Source organism: Mycobacterium kyorinense (assembly GCF_001672775.1).
Lineage (GTDB): Bacteria > Actinomycetota > Actinomycetes > Mycobacteriales > Mycobacteriaceae > Mycobacterium > Mycobacterium kyorinense_A.
In genome coordinates this window covers 33,322-48,400 of sequence record NZ_LZKJ01000173.1, presented here as the reverse complement: position 1 = coordinate 48,400, position 15,079 = coordinate 33,322, and the positions used below count along the sequence as shown (strand labels likewise).

Sequence of the window (15,079 nt, the reverse complement as noted above, 5' to 3'; positions counted from 1 at the left end):
ACCCCGGGTCGGCGATTCTTATACCCGGTCGGCGGCATCAAGCTGGTAGATGCGGGCCGCATTGGCGTATGCGATCACATCGACCACCCGGGTGGCGTCGGACTCGCTCCAGTCGCCGTCGGCCACGAAACGGCTGAGTACCCGGTGAATACCGTTGCGCCACAGCATGGCGCCGAGGAAGTGCAACTCTGCCGGCCCGAAAGCGTCCGAGGAATAGACGATCTTGCGGAACGGCGCCAGCTCCAGCAACCGGGCGATGAACGCGGGCCCCCGGGCACCCAGATGGTTGATGCTCAGCCCGCCGTCGAGGTAGACGTTGTTGAAGGCCTGCGCCAGATAGCCCGCTTCCCGCTCGTAGGGATAGCAATGCAGCAGCACGATCGGAGTGTCACCGGACTGGCGCAGAAAATCGAGCAAATACAGCGGATTGGTCTTGTGCAGATCGCAGTCGCGGTCGCCGAAGCCGACATGCAATTGCAGTGGCTTGCCCAGCCGCAGCGCCTGATGCAGCCCGAACCGCAACAGCACCCGGTCGGAGAGCCGAACGCCACCGCTGTCCCGCCACCGGGCGGCGGCCTCGGCGACCTGCGCGGCCGTAGGCTCAGTGAGGTCGCCGTCGAATCCCCCGCGATAAGCGAGCACGGACTTGGTGCCGACCGCGTTCGCCGCACGCCGATGCAGAATCTCTTCGAACGCCGTCGCATAGTCACCCGGGGCCTGCGCTGCCTGCTCGGCCACCTGCTCGAGGCGAACCACCTCACGTGCGCGACCTGCGGACAGCTCGGCGAGTTGGTCGACGCCGGCGACTCCCTCCAAACCGGTGTCTACCAGCCAGTGGGTGACCCCGGCGGCGGGCAGGAAAAGCCGGGCCAAATCGAGTTCGCTGAATTGGCTGCGGCGCTGCCAATAGTCATCTGCCTCAGCGTGTTTGGCCAAGCCGAGGAGCGGCGCGCAGTGGGCGCGGACGGCAAATCCGAGCTGCGAGTCGAATCCAGAATCGAAATCGGCAAGCGGTTCGGTGTTGGCCTCGTTCAGGCCGTTTTCGAACCGCCGCCGGTCCCCCGCCGCAAGCCAGCAGCCGTGGACATGCTGATCGATCAACGGCACCTCGGCGATCTGGCGCGCCAGCGCAGAGTCGCCGGCGGCGGGCATTGTCAGACGCTCCAGGCCATGCGGAACTTCGCCGTCAGCTCTTCAGGGTCCAAACCGGCGTAGCGCTGGTCCTCCAATCGGCGCACCGCGACAACCAGGTCCACGGCCAGATCACCGAGGATTCTTCGTAGCCGAGTTGAACCGTCAAGTGCGGCAATCGCTTCCGCTTGTGATTCGGGCAGTCGCACGATACCCGCGTGGTCGCGGTACGCGTCGGACAGCGTCGCGGGATCCACAGTGGTTTCCGGTGGCAGTGTGGTCTTTTTCCTGATTCCGTGCAACGCCAACCCGAGGATCGCCGCCGAGGCAAAGTACGGGTTGGCCGACGGGTCAACGACTTTCACCTCCACGTTTCCGCCGTACGGGTTGGCCGGTCCGCCGCGGATGAATCGAACGGCTGCTTCCCGGTTCTCGGCGCCCCAGCAGGCGTACGCGCCCGCCCAATTGCCGGGCCGCATCCGCAGTCCGGACACGATCGATCCGCACAGGATGGCCTGGGCGTCGGGTAGGCCGCGAAGCAGGCCCGCCAACGCGTTTTCGCCCGCGGGCGTCATGCCGTGGGCCGCAGAACCGTCGGAGAACAGTGGGCCCTCGGCATTGGACAATGAAAAATGCTGATGGGCACCAGATCCCACGCTGTCGGCGAACGGTGCCGGTGACAGGCTGACCCGCAGCCCATGTCGGCGCGCCACCCGGCCAATGATGATGCGGCACAGCGCCAGTTGGTCGGCCGCTTCCACCGGTGATTGCGGTGTCAGCGAAATCTCGAACTGGTTGACGCCGTACTCGGGGTGAAACTGCTCGATTCCGACACCGGCCGCGGTCGCCGTCGCAATGACGTCGTGCACGAACGCCTCGAACTCAAGCACACCGGCAAGCCCGTACTGTGCCCACATCGTCGACGGCAGCCGGTTGCCGTCGGGTGTGACCAGGACGAATTCGATTTCATGGCCGACCACCGCCTCGATGCCGTTCTCGGCAAGCGCGGCCTCGACACGCGTCAGGGTGCCGCGGCTGCAGCCGGGAAACGGTGTCCCGTCCTGCTCGAAAAACCCCGCCGGCGCCCACGCCAACCCGTCCCCGATGACCCGTAAGGCCGACAAGTCGATCCTGACGCGGTGATCGCCGACCACGCCGATGTTGTCGCTGAAGGCGATGCCGCTGTGGTCGATAGCGAAGGCATGCCAAACCAGGCTGGCGCCCAAACCGGGGTCGGCGAAGGCGTTGGACCGTCGTATCGGCACGGCCTTGGCCTGCATCAGCCCGGCCGGGTTGACCGCGGTGCCGATGACGACGTCCACCCCTTTGGCCTCCAACTGGGCGATCGCCGCGGCGGCAAGCGGAGTGGTGGTCACGCGTCGAGGGTCAGGCCCGGCTGGGCAAGGTGAACTTGCAGGTTTGGCCGATGTCCAACGTGCGCAGCACTCGCCCCATGCCGACCCACAGCGCGCACGACAGCGCCAGGTCGGTCAGCAGTTCCTCGGAGAAGTGCTCGCTGGCGCGGGCCCAGAAGTCTTCGTCGTCGCGCAACACGGTGTGTTCGGTGGCGAATCGGTGCGCGAATTCGGCGGCCAGTCGCTCCTGTTCGCTGTAGCCCGGCCAGGTGCGCCATTCCAACGCGTGGTCGTAGAGCTCTTCGTCCACACCGGCGGCCGGCCCGTCGCCGTCGCGGGTGTTGAGGCACACCGCGCATTCGTTGTCGTGGGCGATCACGACGCGCGCGAGTTCGCGCGTGCGCATCGGCAGGCGGTTGCGGTTGTAGACGGCGTCGCTGAACGCGCCGATGGCACCGCCGAGTTCGGGAGATTTCACGAACCAGCCGGCCAGGTCGTCGTCAGCGAATGCTCCGATTCGGCTCATGGCGAGATCCTAGCGCCGATGGCCGGCTGCGCTCGACCCTCGTGCCAATCACGTTGGGCGACAACCCGGTGGGAGATCCGGTCGAGGGCGGCCTCGACCTGGGCTCGGTCCGGTCGGCCCTGGAATCCGGGGGCCCGGGTCAGTTTGTCGACGATCCAGTCACGGATCAGATTGGACACGAAGTCGACCTGTCGGACACCAGACGCGGTGAGCCACAAGCGGTCGATGTCGCGTGCGGCGTAGCCGGCGCGGACCACGCCGTCGAAGACGGGCTCGAGGACTTCGTAGGGCACCCCCAAGTCGTCGCCGATATCGGTCAGCCGTGCCGACCCGAACAGCCGCGCATAGCGGTGGATCCGCAAGACGGCCCACAGTCCGGCCGCATCCAGCGGGCAATCGGGCCGCATCGCGATGCTGCGCAGTCGCATTCCGGGAGCGCCCTGCAGCATGCGCCCGATCGCGGCCTCCAGCAGCTCGTCGGGTGACTGCGCAGTCGGCATCGCAAATCCGTCGCCGAGATCGGCGGCGTTGTTTCCGATGTCGCGCAATGGAATCTCACGGAGGAAAAGCGCCAACACAAATCCCACCACTGCCACCGGTGCCGCCCACAAAAAGACCATGGACAGTGAGTCGGAGTAGGCGGTCACGATCGGCGCAGCGACCTCAGGCGGCAGCCGGTGCAACACCGCCGGCGAACTCGCCGCCGCGGCGGGCGCTCGGCTTGCCTGCAAGGCCGGTCCCATCCTGTCCTGCAGGAAATTGGTGAACAGCGAACCGAAGATCGCGGCGCCGAACGAACTGCCGATCGTGCGGAAGAACGTCACACCCGAGGTGGCGACGCCGAGGTCGTCGAAACTCGAGGTGTTCTGCACGATGAGCGTCAGCACTTGCATACACAATCCGATACCGGCGCCCAGGATGACCAGGTACAGCGACTGCAGCACCGCCGACGTCGACGGGCCCATCCGGGACAGCAACACGAATGCCACCGCCATCACCGCCGTCCCGGCGATCGGAAAAACCTTGTAGCGCCCGGTTCGGCCGACCAGGATGCCGCTGGTCATCGACGTGGTCAACATGCCGACCACCATCGGCAGCGTGCGAAGCCCCGAGGCTGTTGCCGAGACGCCGTCGACGAACTGCATATAAGTAGGAAGGAAGGTCAGCGCGCCCAGCATCGCGAAGCCGACGACGAACGACAGGATGCAGCACACGGTGAAGACCGGACTGGCGAAGAGCCGGGTCGGCAGGATCGGCGCGGCGGCCCGGCTTTCCACCCACACGAAAATGCCCAGCGCGACGGCGGAGCCCACGAACAGGCCGATGATCGTCGCGGACCCCCACGGGTATGTGGTGCCGCCCCAGCTGGTGGCCAACGTCAAGCCGGCGGCGCCGAGACCGACGAAAACAATGCCGATGTAGTCGATGACGGGTTTGGCGCGTTCGGCCAGCGCGGGGATGGTCGCGGCGGCCACGAAGAACACCACCACCGATACCGGCACGTTGATCCAAAACGCCCATCGCCAGGTCAGGTGGTCGGTGAAATAGCCGCCCAGCAGTGGCCCGACGACCGTGGTGACACCGAATACCGCCCCCAACGCGCCCTGATAGCGGCCGCGTTCCCGAAGCGGGATGACTTCACCGATCAGCGCGGTGGCGGTGACGGTCAGACCGCCGCCACCAATGCCCTGCAGCGCCCGGGAACCCACCAGCATGACCATTGTGTGGGACAGGCCGCACAGCACCGAGCCGACGACGAAAAACACTACGGCGGCTTGGAATACCGCTTTGCGGCCGAAAAGGTCGCCCAGTTTGCCCACCAGGGCGGTGACGATCGTCGAGGCCAGTAGATAGCTGGTGACCACCCACGACTGGTGACCGGCTCCGCCGAGGTCGGCGACGATGGTCGGCAGCGCGGTCGCCACGATGGTCTGGTCGAGCGCTGCCAGCAGCATCCCCAGCACGATCGCCAGAAAGATCAGGTTGCGTCGTCGCGGGCTGACAAGCGTGCTGCCCTGCGGTGCTTCCGCGGCTGACGTCGCCGTCGCTGCGGTCATGCCTGCCTTTCCATCGGGGCCCGAGGCCGCCTGGACGGCTTACGTGGTGGGCGGGCGAGCGACGCACTGCGCGGCGTAGAGCGCCTCGCCGAGCTTATCCATCAGCTCCAGTTGCGTTTGCAGGTAGTCGATGTGATCTTCTTCGTCGGCGACGATCTTCTCCAGAATTTGCGCGCTGGTGGTGTCTTGTCGCTCGCGGCACATGACGATGCCGGGCTTGAGACGGTTCAGCACATCGAATTCGATCGCCAAGTCGCTCTCGAATTGTTCGCGCAGCGTCTGGCCAACCCGCAACGACCCGATGCGCTGGTAGTTGGGCAAACCGTCGAGCAGCAAAATGCGATCGGTCACCATCTCTGCGTGGCGCATTTCGTCGAACGACTCTGCGCGGGTGTGGGCCGCCAGTTCGGTAAAGCCCCAATTTTCTTGCATCTTCGAGTGCAGGAAGTATTGGTTGATCGCGGTGAGCTCACTGGTCAATTGTTCGTTGAGCAGGCGCAAAACATCGGGATCACCTTGCATGATCGCTCCTTATTTCAAGCTGTCAGTGTCGGGCTGCGTGAGGCTGTCAGGGGTTGGGCTGTAACCCCCGACACGTCATGCCGAATTCAATCTAATGCAGCGTAGAGCCGCCGGCGCGATGATTTGTCCGGCGTCGGCGCGTTGCGGGCGCCGGCTGGCTGTCAGCGCCTGACCGGGGGTAAAACCGCAGCTCAACACGCCTGCAGGTTAGGTTAGACTCCACTAACCAACTTAGGTTAGACTGCACTAACATGAGGCCTGTTCAGTCCGGTCCCTCCGCCCGTTCGGCGGGGGTGGGTTGATGTACGTGTGCCTCTGCGTCGGGGCCACCAGCCAGACGGTGGCCGACGTCGTTGCGTGCGGCGCGTCAACCTCCAAGGAAGTGGCCGCGGCCTGCGGGGCAGGCGCGGACTGCGGGCGTTGCCGCCACAACCTGCGGGCGATTATCGAGGCTGCCGCGCAGTTGGAAACCAGCGCCGCGCGCTAACTCAACCGCTGCGGCGGCCGGTGAAATCCGCCAGCGCCGCGGCGTTGGCCTGAGTGCCCATCAATTCGGCGAAGTGGGCGTTCTCGCGCGCGCTTGCCGCTGCGATTTCAGGGCGGACCGGTTCGACGATGGTGTGCTTGACCGCCATCAGACTCGAAATCGGGCGGGAGGCAAGGATTTCCGCGTGCCGACGCGCGTCTGCGAGCAGATCCGACGGCTCGCACACCTTCCAGACCAGACCCATCCGCAGCGCTTCCTCGGCGTCCACCCATTCCGAGGACATCAGCAGCCAGGCGGCGTTCTGCCGGCCGACCAGCTGCGGCAGCAGATACGACGACGCGGCCTCCGGTGCCACCCCAAGGCTGGTGAACGGGCACTTCAGTCGCGCAGTCGAAGACATGAAAGCCAGATCGGCGTAGCCCAGGATGGTGGTGCCGATGCCGACCCCGACGCCGTTCACCGCGCAGATCAGTGGTTTGGGGAACGCGCTCAGCGCGTCGATCAGCCCGGTGAAGCCGTGCTTTCCCGGCGTGAAGTCCGGGTTGGTGACTCTGGCCTGCATCTCCCCCAGATCGGTTCCGGCGCTGAAGGCGCGCCCCGCCCCGGTCAACAGCACCACCGCGACGTCGTGGTCGTCGGCGGCGGCCAGGAGCGCCTCAGCGGTGGCGTCGTAGAGCGCCTCGTTGAACGCGTTGAGCGCGTCGGGCCGGTTCAAGGTCAGCGTGCGAACCTTGTTCTCGTCGTCGATCTGCAATGTCACGGCTGCAGCGTAACCGGGGAGCATCCGCGAGGCAGAAGCCATGGTTGTGGCGTCGCCTTCGGCGACAGCCCTGGCTTCTGTTTCGCGATCACAGAAACGGCGATCGGAGCACATACCGACTCGTCGGCACGGTGTCGATGTTCTCGTTGGCCCCGAACGCCGATGTGCTGGCGATCATCCGACTCACCCGGTCCTGCAAATCGTCCTCGTCGGCGGCACCGAAGAAGGCTCTCAGGTCGGTGACCGCCTCGATCGGGAACAACTCCTCGACAATGCCCGCGATGGGCGGCGCGTCTGGCGTCAGGGCACGCACCACCGCGTTCTGGGTGTAGCCGAAGGTGGCCTGGGTGTCGATCGCCACCGGTGTGTGGTCGCGCTGCCAGCGAGCCAGCCAGCTGTCCTGGTCCAGCCCGGCCGGTCGGCGCAAGAGCGCGATGTTGGCCAAACCCGTTGTGCGAGAGCCGAGCTCCAGCGGGGCCTTTAGCGGGACCGACTCGGTGACCAGATATCCGGCGAGCTTTTCGCACTCGGCGTCCAGCATGGTCAGCGCGGCGGTGATCTGGTCGCCGTAGCACTGCTGGGCCCAGATGCTGACCACTGCGGCCACCGGCGGGTCGAAGGTCGTGAGTGTCATCAGCGAGTCCCGCACCGCGCTGTCGCGCACATTGACGGCCAGCCCAGCAACGCCAAGGCGCAGGATGGCGTCGGCGACTGGTCCCCGCTGGCGGGCGCACCAGTCGTCGTCGCGGTCGGCGGCCCGCAGCACCGCCACTACTTTTTCCATCGCTACGACTCCCGCGCCCACCGCGGCTGAATGAACACGCCCTCGGCTTCCACGGTGACGCCTTCGTCGTCGGCGAGAAAGCCTGTCGCGAACGTCTTCACGCCCTCCACGCGGGTGGTGGTCGCCTCGGCGTGCAATCGGCCCAGCCGGGTAGCCCGCACATAGCGCAGGGTGATGGTCCCGGTCAGGCGCGGGTTGGTGCCGTCGCTGGCGGCTTCGCCCAACAGGTGATCGAGAACCAGCGCGGCCACGCCGCCGTGCACGTGGCCGGGTGGGCCCTCATAGGCGGCGCCGAGGTCGAAATCGCACCACGCCCTGCCCGATAGGTCGTGCTGGATGTCCAGTGGTGGGGCGATGGGGTTGCGCGTCCCGATGACGACGTTTCCCCACGCCATCTGCTCGCCGCTGGACAGGTAGCGCACACCGAAGGCGCCGTCCACCTGCTTGCTGCGTAAACGCGCGGTGGCCGAATCGATTTCGTTCTTGGCCGCAGCGACGGCATCGGCGTCGACTTCGGTGCGAATGGTGGCGTCAATCAGCTCGCGCACCGATTGGGTGAGCGGCTCATAGATGGCCCGCAGCCGTTCGAGGTCCTCGACGCTGATGTTCTCCAAGGTGAAGTCCAGCATGACTGCAACTAGAACATGTTCCTGCTACGTGGTCGCGGCGGGGTGGCGAACGACGCGCACCGGGCTCTCGGCGCTGACCAACTCCCCGATGACTTGAGCCAGCTGCCGATACGGCGCTTCGCGGCCGCTGGAGGACCGGAACACCAGGCCGATCCGTCGGCCCGGGCGGGGATTTGCGAACTGTGCCAATCCGAGCTGACTGCGGCTGGCCTCGACCGACACCGCGCTCTGCGGGATCAGCGTCACGCCCAATCCTCCAGTGACGCACTGGACGGCCGTGGCCAGCGACGCGGCGCGGGTGTTGGCCAACTCGGCGCGCACCCCGGCCTTGCGGCAGACGTCGAGGGCCTGGTCGCGCAGGCAGTGGCCCTCGTCGAGGAGCAGCAGCGGCAGCTGGGCCAGCGCCGCGGGCGGCACCCGTCGCTTGCCCGCCAACGGGTGGCTCGGCGGCAGGGCGAGCACGAAGTCTTCGTCGTATATCGGGATCTCGGTGACACCGCTGGTCTCGGCAGGCAACGCGATCAGCGCCGCATCCAACGCGCCCTCGCGCAGTGACATCAGCAGCCGCTCGGTTTGGTCCTCGATCACTCGCAGGGTCAGCGCGGGCAACCGCTCGGTCAGTCCGGCCAGCACCGTCGGCAGCACGTAGGGGGCCACCGTCGGAATCAGGCCCAGCCGCATGGTGCCCTGCAGCGGATCCGCGGTGCCTGCCGCCGCTGCGGTGAACGCGGTGACCGCTTCGATCACGCTCTGAGCTTGCTGCAGCAGATGCCGGCCCTCGGTTGTCAAGAAGACGCGCCGGGTTGATCGCTCGACGAGCTGGACGCCAAGACCGGCTTCCAGTGCCGACAAGGACTGTGACAGCGTCGACTGGCTGACACCGAGAGTGCTTGCGGCAGTACCGAAGTGCTGCTTTTCCGCCACTGCGACGAAGGCCCGTAGACCGGCGATGGTGGGTTGATAACTCTTATCGGTCATACCTATCAGTATAGTGGGAAATATCACCTTTACTTTAAGGTTTGGTTGGGTCACAATTGGATCGAGTCCAAAAAAGTTGGAGAGTAAATCCGATCTTGATCAAAGGAGTGACCATGGCACTGCTGACAATCGGCGATCAGTTTCCCGCCTACGAGCTCACCGCGCTGATCGGTGGTGATCTGTCGAAGGTCAACGCCAAGCAGCCCGAGGACTACTTCACCACGATCACCAACGACGACGACCCGGGCAAGTGGCGCGTGATCTTCTTCTGGCCGAAGGACTTCACCTTCGTGTGCCCGACCGAGATCGCCGCGTTCGGCAAGCTGAACGACGAGTTCGAGGACCGCGACACCAAGGTGTTGGGAGTCTCGGTGGACAGCGAGTTCGTCCACTTCCAGTGGCGCGCCCAGCACGAGGATCTCAAGAAGCTGCCGTTCCCGATGCTGTCCGACATCAAGCGTGAACTCGTCGAGGCCACCGGAGCGCTCAACGACGAGGGCGTCGCCGACCGGGTGACGTTCATCGTCGACCCCAACAACGAGATCCAGTTCGTTTCCGTGACCGCCGGCTCGGTGGGCCGCAATGTCGACGAGGTGCTGCGGGTGCTCGATGCCCTGCAGTCCGACGAGTTGTGCGCCTGCAACTGGCGCAAGGGTGACCCGACGATCGACGCCGGCGAAGAGCTGAAGAAGTCTGCCTGATGAGTATCGAGAACCTGAAAACCGCACTGCCGGAGTACGCCAAGGACCTCAAACTCAACCTGGGGTCGATCACTCGCACCACCGCGCTCACCGAGGAGCAGTTGTGGGGCACGTTGCTGGCCAGCGCCGCGGCGACCCGAAATGCCGAGGTGCTGACCGAGATCGGTGCCGAGGCCGCGGACTATCTGTCGGCTGAGGCCTACCAGGCGGCGTTGGGCGCCGCATCGATCATGGGCATGAACAATGTCTTCTATCGTGGCCGCGGCTTCCTCGACGGCGCCTACGACGACTTGCGCCCCGGGTTGCGGATGAACATCATCGGCAATCCGGGTGTGGACAAAGCCAGCTTTGAGCTGTGGTCGTTTGCGGTGTCGTCGATCAACGGGTGCGGGCATTGCGTCACCGCGCACGAGCACACGCTGCGGGAAGCCGGGGTGGACCGGGAGGCGATTTTCGAGGCGCTGAAGGCGGCCTCCATCGTTGCCGGCGTGGCTCAGGCGATCACCTCTGCCCGGACGCTGGCGGCGGCCGGGTAACTTTGACGGCGTGGCCGACTGGGTCGAGCATGTGATCTGGTGGCAGATCTACCCGCTGGGCTTCGTCGGAGCGTTCCCGGGTGATCAGCCGCCCGCGCCGGAGGAGCACCGGCTGCGACGGATCGCCGAGTGGTTCGACCATGCCATCGAGTTGGGCGCGTCCGGGATTGCGCTGGGCCCGGTTTTCGCCTCACGCACGCACGGCTACGACACGACCGATCATTACCGCATCGACCCGCGCCTCGGCGACGACGACGATTTCGACATCCTTGTCGCCGAGGCGCGTCGGCGCGGTTTGCGAATCCTGCTCGACGGGGTGTTCAACCATGTCGGTCCGGACTTCCCGCGCGATCACCAGGAGTGGTTTCGTGACTACAGCTTCGAGGGCCACGGCGATCTCACCACGCTGAACCACGACAACGCCGAGGTCGTCGACTACGTTGTCGAGGTCATGTCCCACTGGCTGGAGCGCGGTGCCGACGGCTGGCGCCTGGATGCGGCTTATGCTGTGCCGTCTGGTTTTTGGGCCGCTGTACTTCCGCGAGTGCGCCGTCAGCATCCGGAGGCGTGGTTCGTCGGAGAGCTTATCCACGGGGACTACGCGGCGGTGGTCGCAGACGCCGGCTTCGACTCGGCCACCCAGTACGAGCTGTGGAAAGCCATCTGGAGCAGCCTCAACGACGGCAACTTCTACGAATTGGACTGGGCGCTCCAGCGGCACAACGAGTTCCTGGGCAGTTTCGCGCCGCTGACCTTCATCGGCAACCACGACGTCACTCGTATTGTCAGTCAACTCGAGCATCCTGATCACGTAACTCACGCGCTGGTGCTGCTAATGACCGTCGGCGGTATTCCGAGCGTGTATGCCGGTGACGAGCTCGGCTACCGCGGCGTCAAAGAGGAGCGGTTCGGCGGCGACGACGCGGTACGGCCCGAATTCGGCTCTCCCCCAGTACCTCTGGATGCAGACAGCGCCAAGATGTGGGCGCTGCACCAATATCTGATCGGGCTGCGGCGCCGCCACCCGTGGCTGCACGCCGCATCCACGACCGCCCTGCTGCTGGACAACCGGCACTACGTTTATCGGACCCACCACGGTGACGACGCTCTGATCGTCGTGCTGAACATCGATGACGCGCCGCTGGAGGCCAGGGTGCCGCGCGCACAGGTGGTGGCCGGATCTGGGGCTCCGCCGGAAGAGATCGTCGACATCGCGGTGGTCGAACCGCAGGGCTGGCGGATCCTGCGGCCTATCTGAGTCGCTCCACCGTCAGCGGATCTTGTTGTCCGTCGTAGTACTTGTCCAGCAGCGCGACGAAATCCCGGTTGTCGTCGGTGGCGCGGGCGAACAGCGTCATCGACGAGCGGACCTTGAGGTCGTCGGGTGACCCGAAGATCTCGGCGATCGAGCGGCCGCCGATGCCGTTGACCAGCTGCGCGCACTCGTGCAGCCGCGGGCCGAGCTCCTGGTGGTGCAGGTAGGCCTGGGCTTCGTCCAGCGAGGAGATCGCATACTTTGCGGCAGTCGGGCTGCTGCCAAGTCCTGCCAGCTGGGGAAAGATGAACCAGATCCAGTGACTGCGTTTGCGGCCGGCACGCAACTCTTCGACGACGGTGTGATAGACCCGAGCTTGCGCGTCGACGAAGCGCTGCAGATCGAAGGGATCACGTGCGGACGTCATCTCACCACCGTCGCACAGTTGCGCGGCGGGTGCCGAAGATCGGTGACCTCGCGCCGCTGATCCGCTTCCGCAAGCCCCGGTTCGACCGTATTCAACGCCGGCTCGATGCGGCGCTGACCATCCACGATTTGCGGCGTATCGCCCAGCGGCGTACCCCCAGGGCTGCGTTCGACTACACCGACGGCGCTGCCGAGGACGAGCTGTCGATCGAGCGCGCGCGGCAAGCCTTCCGCGACATCGAATTTCATCCGGCGATCCTGCGCGACGTCAGCAGTGTGCGCACCGACTGGCCGGTGCTCGGCGCGCCGATAGCCTTGCCGTTCGGCATCGCGCCGACGGGGTTCACCCGGTTGATGCATACCGCAGGTGAGCTCGCCGGTGCTCGCGCCGCGGCGCGCTTTGGTGTTCCGTTCTCGCTCTCCACCCTGGGCACCGCCGCGATTGAAGATGTAGCTGCAGTTATTCCGCAGAGCCGCAAATGGTTTCAGCTGTATATGTGGCGGGATCGGGACCGGTCGATGGCGTTGGTGGATCGGGCCGCTCAGGCGGGGTTCGACACCCTACTGGTCACCGTCGACGTTCCGGTTGCCGGTGCGCGGTTGCGCGACGCCCGCAACGGAATGACGATCCCGCCGACGTTGACCCTGCGGACCGTGCTCGACGCGCTGCCCCGCCCGCACTGGTGGTTCGATCTGCTGACAACCGAACCGCTGGCCTTCGCGTCGCTGGATCGGTGGTCGGGCACCGTCGGCGAATACCTGGACACCATGTTCGACCCGAGCGTCACCTTCGCGGATCTGGCCTGGATCAAAACGCAGTGGCCGGGCAAGCTCGTCGTGAAAGGTATCCAAACGGTGGCAGACGCCCGCGCCGCGGTCGACGTCGGCGCCGACGGCATCGTGTTGTCCAATCACGGGGGCCGCCAACTTGATCGAGCACCGGTGCCGTTTCATTTGTTGCCCGTGGTCGCGCGAGAGCTTGGCCGCGACACCGAGATCCTGCTGGACACTGGGATCATGTCCGGCGCGGACATCGTGGCCGCGGTGGCGCTGGGCGCACGCTGCACGCTGATCGGGCGGGCTTATCTATACGGACTGATGGCAGGTGGTGAAGCGGGCGTCGAGCGTGCCATCGAAATCCTGTCCGGCCAGCTGACCCGAACTATGCGGCTGCTCGGTGTCACCTGCCTGGAGGAGCTATCGCCGTCGCACGTCACGCAATTGCGGCGGTTGGTGCCCATCGAACCGCCGGTGGTGTCGGAGTAGTTGGTCTTTTCCTCGGCCGGAATCTTCGTGCGTCGCGACCGCACCACGAGCCTCACATCCTTTCAGCCCTGGCCGCCTGCATCTATAACTTGGCGACCCTGCCGAAAAGTATGAGTCAGTGGAGTCTGCTAGAATCGAATGTATGTTCGATGAGGCGACGCGGGCCGAGGTGATCGCACGGTTTGATGAGCTGTTTGAGCGGCGCCATCCGTCGACCACGCCGCAGTCGACGGCGCTGGTGGACCGGATCTGCGCGTCAGCGCGGGAGGAGAATCGGGCGGCCGCTGCCCAGCTGGTCGCAATTGGGGAGCTGTTCGGCTACCGCTTATCGCGGTGCTCCAACACCGAAGAGTGGGCCGTCGATACTGAAGAGGCGGTGACCGCTGAGGTCGCCGCGGCGCTGCGCATCAGTCAGGCACTGGCGGGAAGTCGGCTGCGGTATGCCCGGGCCATGCGCGAGCGACTGCCGAAGCTGGCAGAGGTCTTCAAGGCCGGTGACATCGACTATCGGATGTTCCAGACGATTGTGTTTCGCACTGATTTGATCACCGACCGCGACGTGATGGCGACGGTTGATGCGCAACTCGCCGTCAACGTGCCGCGCTGGCCGTCAATGACACAGGGCCGGCTCGCCGGGCAAGTTGACAAGATTGTGGGCCGTGCCGACGCGGATGCTGTCCGGCGGCGCAAAGAGCGCCAGGTCAGTCGAGAGATTTGGATCGGCGACGGCGACTCGGGTATTTCCGAGATTCATGGCAGCCTGCTGACCTCCGATGCGCATGCGCTCGACAAGCAATTGGATGCAATGGCGGCCACGGTGTGTGAGCACGATCCGCGTACCCGCGATCAGCGCCGCGCTGACGCGTTGGGTGCCCTTGCGGCACGGGCTGATCGACTCGGTTGCCGCTGTGGGCGATCTGATTGTGCTGCGGGAAAGCGGCCTGTTGCAACGCCTGTCGTGATCCATGTGATCGCCGAGCAGGCCGCGATCTCCGGCAGCGGCTCGGCAATGGCTTCGCAGATCGGTGCCGATGGGCTCATCCCACCCGAACTGGTTGCCGAGTTGGCCAAAACGTCCAAGCTGGTGCCGTTGGTTCATCCGGGGGATGCCCCACCCGAGCCGGGGTATGTGCCCTCCAAGGCGCTGGCGGATTTTGTGCGGTGTCGGGATTTGACGTGTCGCTGGCCCGGTTGCGACCGGCCGGCAGGCGAGTGTGATCTTGACCATACGATTCCGTACGCGGTTGGCGGGCCAACGCATGCGTCGAACCTCAAATGTTATTGCCGCACACACCATTTGGTGAAGACTTTCTGGGGCTGGCGCGAGCAGCAGTTGCCCGACGGCACACTGATTCTGACCTCCCCGTCGGGGCGGACTTATGTGACCACTCCGGGCAGTGCGCTGCTGTTCCCCAGCTTGTGCCACTCCACCGGCGGGATCCCGGCCATCGAAGCCGACTTGCCGGATGAATACTGCGGTGAGCGCACCGCGATGATGCCCAAACGCCGTCGCACCCGCGCCCAAAACCGCGCGCACCGCATCGCCGCCGAACGCAGGCAGAATCACGATGCACGCACAGCACGGCGAGGCGAGCGTATGAGCTACTTCAACCTGCCCCCACCCGATCCGGACGACGAACCGCCACCGTTCTGATTGCGGTTCACG

The 15,079-nt window shown here is 65.5% G+C and carries 16 protein-coding genes; 6 read left to right on the top strand and 10 right to left on the bottom strand.

Features of this window, described 5'->3' with window-relative positions:
• Positions 1–18: 18 nt before the first annotated feature.
• Genes A5707_RS19205 through bfr form a run of 5 tightly spaced genes read right to left on the bottom strand, consistent with a single transcriptional unit; the run spans position 19 to position 5,591 of the window.
• On the bottom strand, positions 19–1,152 hold the full coding sequence (locus A5707_RS19205; RefSeq protein ID WP_065016033.1) for an amidohydrolase family protein: 1,134 nt from the start codon (positions 1,150–1,152) through the stop codon (positions 19–21).
• Positions 1,153–1,154: 2 nt separating this feature from the next.
• A complete protein-coding gene (locus A5707_RS19200) occupies positions 1,155–2,507 on the bottom strand; it encodes a glutamine synthetase family protein (RefSeq protein WP_065016032.1) in 1,353 nt (450 codons plus the stop codon).
• Positions 2,508–2,517: 10 nt separating this feature from the next.
• Positions 2,518–3,012: a carboxymuconolactone decarboxylase family protein gene (locus A5707_RS19195; RefSeq protein ID WP_065016031.1), complete on the bottom strand. Its 495-nt coding sequence runs from the start codon at positions 3,010–3,012 to the stop codon at positions 2,518–2,520.
• A complete protein-coding gene (locus tag A5707_RS19190; RefSeq protein ID WP_065016030.1) occupies positions 3,009–5,069 on the bottom strand; it encodes an MDR family MFS transporter in 2,061 nt (686 codons plus the stop codon). Before A5707_RS19190 ends, A5707_RS19195 begins: the two co-directional genes overlap by 4 nt.
• A gap of 39 nt (positions 5,070–5,108) precedes the next feature.
• Complete coding sequence (bfr, locus tag A5707_RS19185) at positions 5,109–5,591, bottom strand: bacterioferritin (RefSeq protein ID WP_065016029.1); 483 nt, start codon at positions 5,589–5,591, stop codon at positions 5,109–5,111.
• 301 nt (positions 5,592–5,892) lie between these two features.
• Between bfr and A5707_RS19180 the strand changes: the two genes are divergently transcribed.
• Positions 5,893–6,078: a (2Fe-2S)-binding protein gene (locus A5707_RS19180; protein ID WP_065016028.1), complete on the top strand. Its 186-nt coding sequence runs from the start codon at positions 5,893–5,895 to the stop codon at positions 6,076–6,078.
• 1 nt (position 6,079) lies between these two features.
• Here A5707_RS19180 and A5707_RS19175 read toward each other — a convergent pair whose 3' ends face one another.
• From A5707_RS19175 to A5707_RS19160, 4 genes are all read right to left on the bottom strand, one after another.
• Entirely contained in the window at positions 6,080–6,838 is a 759-nt protein-coding gene (locus A5707_RS19175; protein ID WP_065016067.1) for an enoyl-CoA hydratase/isomerase family protein, read from the bottom strand.
• 88 nt (positions 6,839–6,926) lie between these two features.
• Positions 6,927–7,622 carry an EthD domain-containing protein gene (locus tag A5707_RS19170; RefSeq protein WP_065016027.1) on the bottom strand — a complete coding sequence of 232 codons (696 nt, stop codon included), beginning with the start codon at positions 7,620–7,622 and terminating at the stop codon, positions 6,927–6,929.
• Between the two features lie 2 nt (positions 7,623–7,624).
• Positions 7,625–8,251 carry a PaaI family thioesterase gene (locus A5707_RS19165; protein WP_065016026.1) on the bottom strand — a complete coding sequence of 209 codons (627 nt, stop codon included), beginning with the start codon at positions 8,249–8,251 and terminating at the stop codon, positions 7,625–7,627.
• A 24-nt stretch (positions 8,252–8,275) separates the two neighbouring features.
• Positions 8,276–9,229: a hydrogen peroxide-inducible genes activator gene (locus A5707_RS19160; RefSeq protein WP_065016025.1), complete on the bottom strand. Its 954-nt coding sequence runs from the start codon at positions 9,227–9,229 to the stop codon at positions 8,276–8,278.
• A 113-nt stretch (positions 9,230–9,342) separates the two neighbouring features.
• Here A5707_RS19160 and A5707_RS19155 point away from each other — a divergent pair, with 113 nt between their 5' ends.
• Genes A5707_RS19155 through A5707_RS19145 form a run of 3 tightly spaced genes read left to right on the top strand, consistent with a single transcriptional unit; the run spans position 9,343 to position 11,724 of the window.
• On the top strand, positions 9,343–9,930 hold the full coding sequence (locus A5707_RS19155) for a peroxiredoxin (RefSeq protein WP_065016024.1): 588 nt from the start codon (positions 9,343–9,345) through the stop codon (positions 9,928–9,930).
• The gene (locus A5707_RS19150; protein WP_065016023.1) at positions 9,930–10,466 is read left to right on the top strand and encodes an alkyl hydroperoxide reductase; all 537 of its coding nucleotides are present in this window, start codon (positions 9,930–9,932) and stop codon (positions 10,464–10,466) included. Before A5707_RS19155 ends, A5707_RS19150 begins: the two co-directional genes overlap by 1 nt.
• A 10-nt stretch (positions 10,467–10,476) precedes the next feature.
• Complete coding sequence (locus A5707_RS19145) at positions 10,477–11,724, top strand: alpha-amylase family glycosyl hydrolase (protein WP_065016022.1); 1,248 nt, start codon at positions 10,477–10,479, stop codon at positions 11,722–11,724.
• Here the strand turns inward: A5707_RS19145 and A5707_RS19140 are convergent.
• Entirely contained in the window at positions 11,717–12,148 is a 432-nt protein-coding gene (locus A5707_RS19140; protein WP_065016021.1) for a DUF1810 domain-containing protein, read from the bottom strand. The genes A5707_RS19145 and A5707_RS19140 overlap by 8 nt on opposite strands.
• Here A5707_RS19140 and A5707_RS19135 point away from each other — a divergent pair.
• Both A5707_RS19135 and A5707_RS19130 read left to right on the top strand, forming a co-directional pair.
• Positions 12,136–13,413, top strand: a complete 1,278-nt coding sequence (locus A5707_RS19135) for an alpha-hydroxy acid oxidase (protein WP_197495376.1) — start codon at positions 12,136–12,138, stop codon at positions 13,411–13,413. The two genes, A5707_RS19140 and A5707_RS19135, sit on opposite strands and share 13 nt — an antisense overlap.
• Before the next feature lie 142 nt (positions 13,414–13,555).
• Positions 13,556–15,067: an HNH endonuclease signature motif containing protein gene (locus A5707_RS19130; RefSeq protein ID WP_065016020.1), complete on the top strand. Its 1,512-nt coding sequence runs from the start codon at positions 13,556–13,558 to the stop codon at positions 15,065–15,067.
• Positions 15,068–15,079 lie beyond the last annotated feature (12 nt).

Bases quoted from the DNA above. Each gene is read 5' to 3' on its own strand.
- A5707_RS19205 (WP_065016033.1), bottom strand. From the start codon at position 1,152: ATGCCCGCCGCCGGCGACTCTGCGCTGGCGCGCCAGATCGCCGAGGTG.
- A5707_RS19195 (WP_065016031.1), bottom strand. From the start codon at position 3,012: ATGAGCCGAATCGGAGCATTCGCTGACGACGACCTGGCCGGCTGGTTC.
- A5707_RS19190 (WP_065016030.1), bottom strand. From the start codon at position 5,069: ATGACCGCAGCGACGGCGACGTCAGCCGCGGAAGCACCGCAGGGCAGC.
- bfr (WP_065016029.1), bottom strand. From the start codon at position 5,591: ATGCAAGGTGATCCCGATGTTTTGCGCCTGCTCAACGAACAATTGACC.
- A5707_RS19180 (WP_065016028.1), top strand. From the start codon at position 5,893: ATGTACGTGTGCCTCTGCGTCGGGGCCACCAGCCAGACGGTGGCCGAC.
- A5707_RS19170 (WP_065016027.1), bottom strand. From the start codon at position 7,622: ATGGAAAAAGTAGTGGCGGTGCTGCGGGCCGCCGACCGCGACGACGAC.
- A5707_RS19165 (WP_065016026.1), bottom strand. From the start codon at position 8,251: ATGCTGGACTTCACCTTGGAGAACATCAGCGTCGAGGACCTCGAACGG.
- A5707_RS19160 (WP_065016025.1), bottom strand. From the start codon at position 9,229: ATGACCGATAAGAGTTATCAACCCACCATCGCCGGTCTACGGGCCTTC.
- A5707_RS19155 (WP_065016024.1), top strand. From the start codon at position 9,343: ATGGCACTGCTGACAATCGGCGATCAGTTTCCCGCCTACGAGCTCACC.
- A5707_RS19150 (WP_065016023.1), top strand. From the start codon at position 9,930: ATGAGTATCGAGAACCTGAAAACCGCACTGCCGGAGTACGCCAAGGAC.
- A5707_RS19140 (WP_065016021.1), bottom strand. From the start codon at position 12,148: ATGACGTCCGCACGTGATCCCTTCGATCTGCAGCGCTTCGTCGACGCG.
- A5707_RS19130 (WP_065016020.1), top strand. From the start codon at position 13,556: ATGTTCGATGAGGCGACGCGGGCCGAGGTGATCGCACGGTTTGATGAG.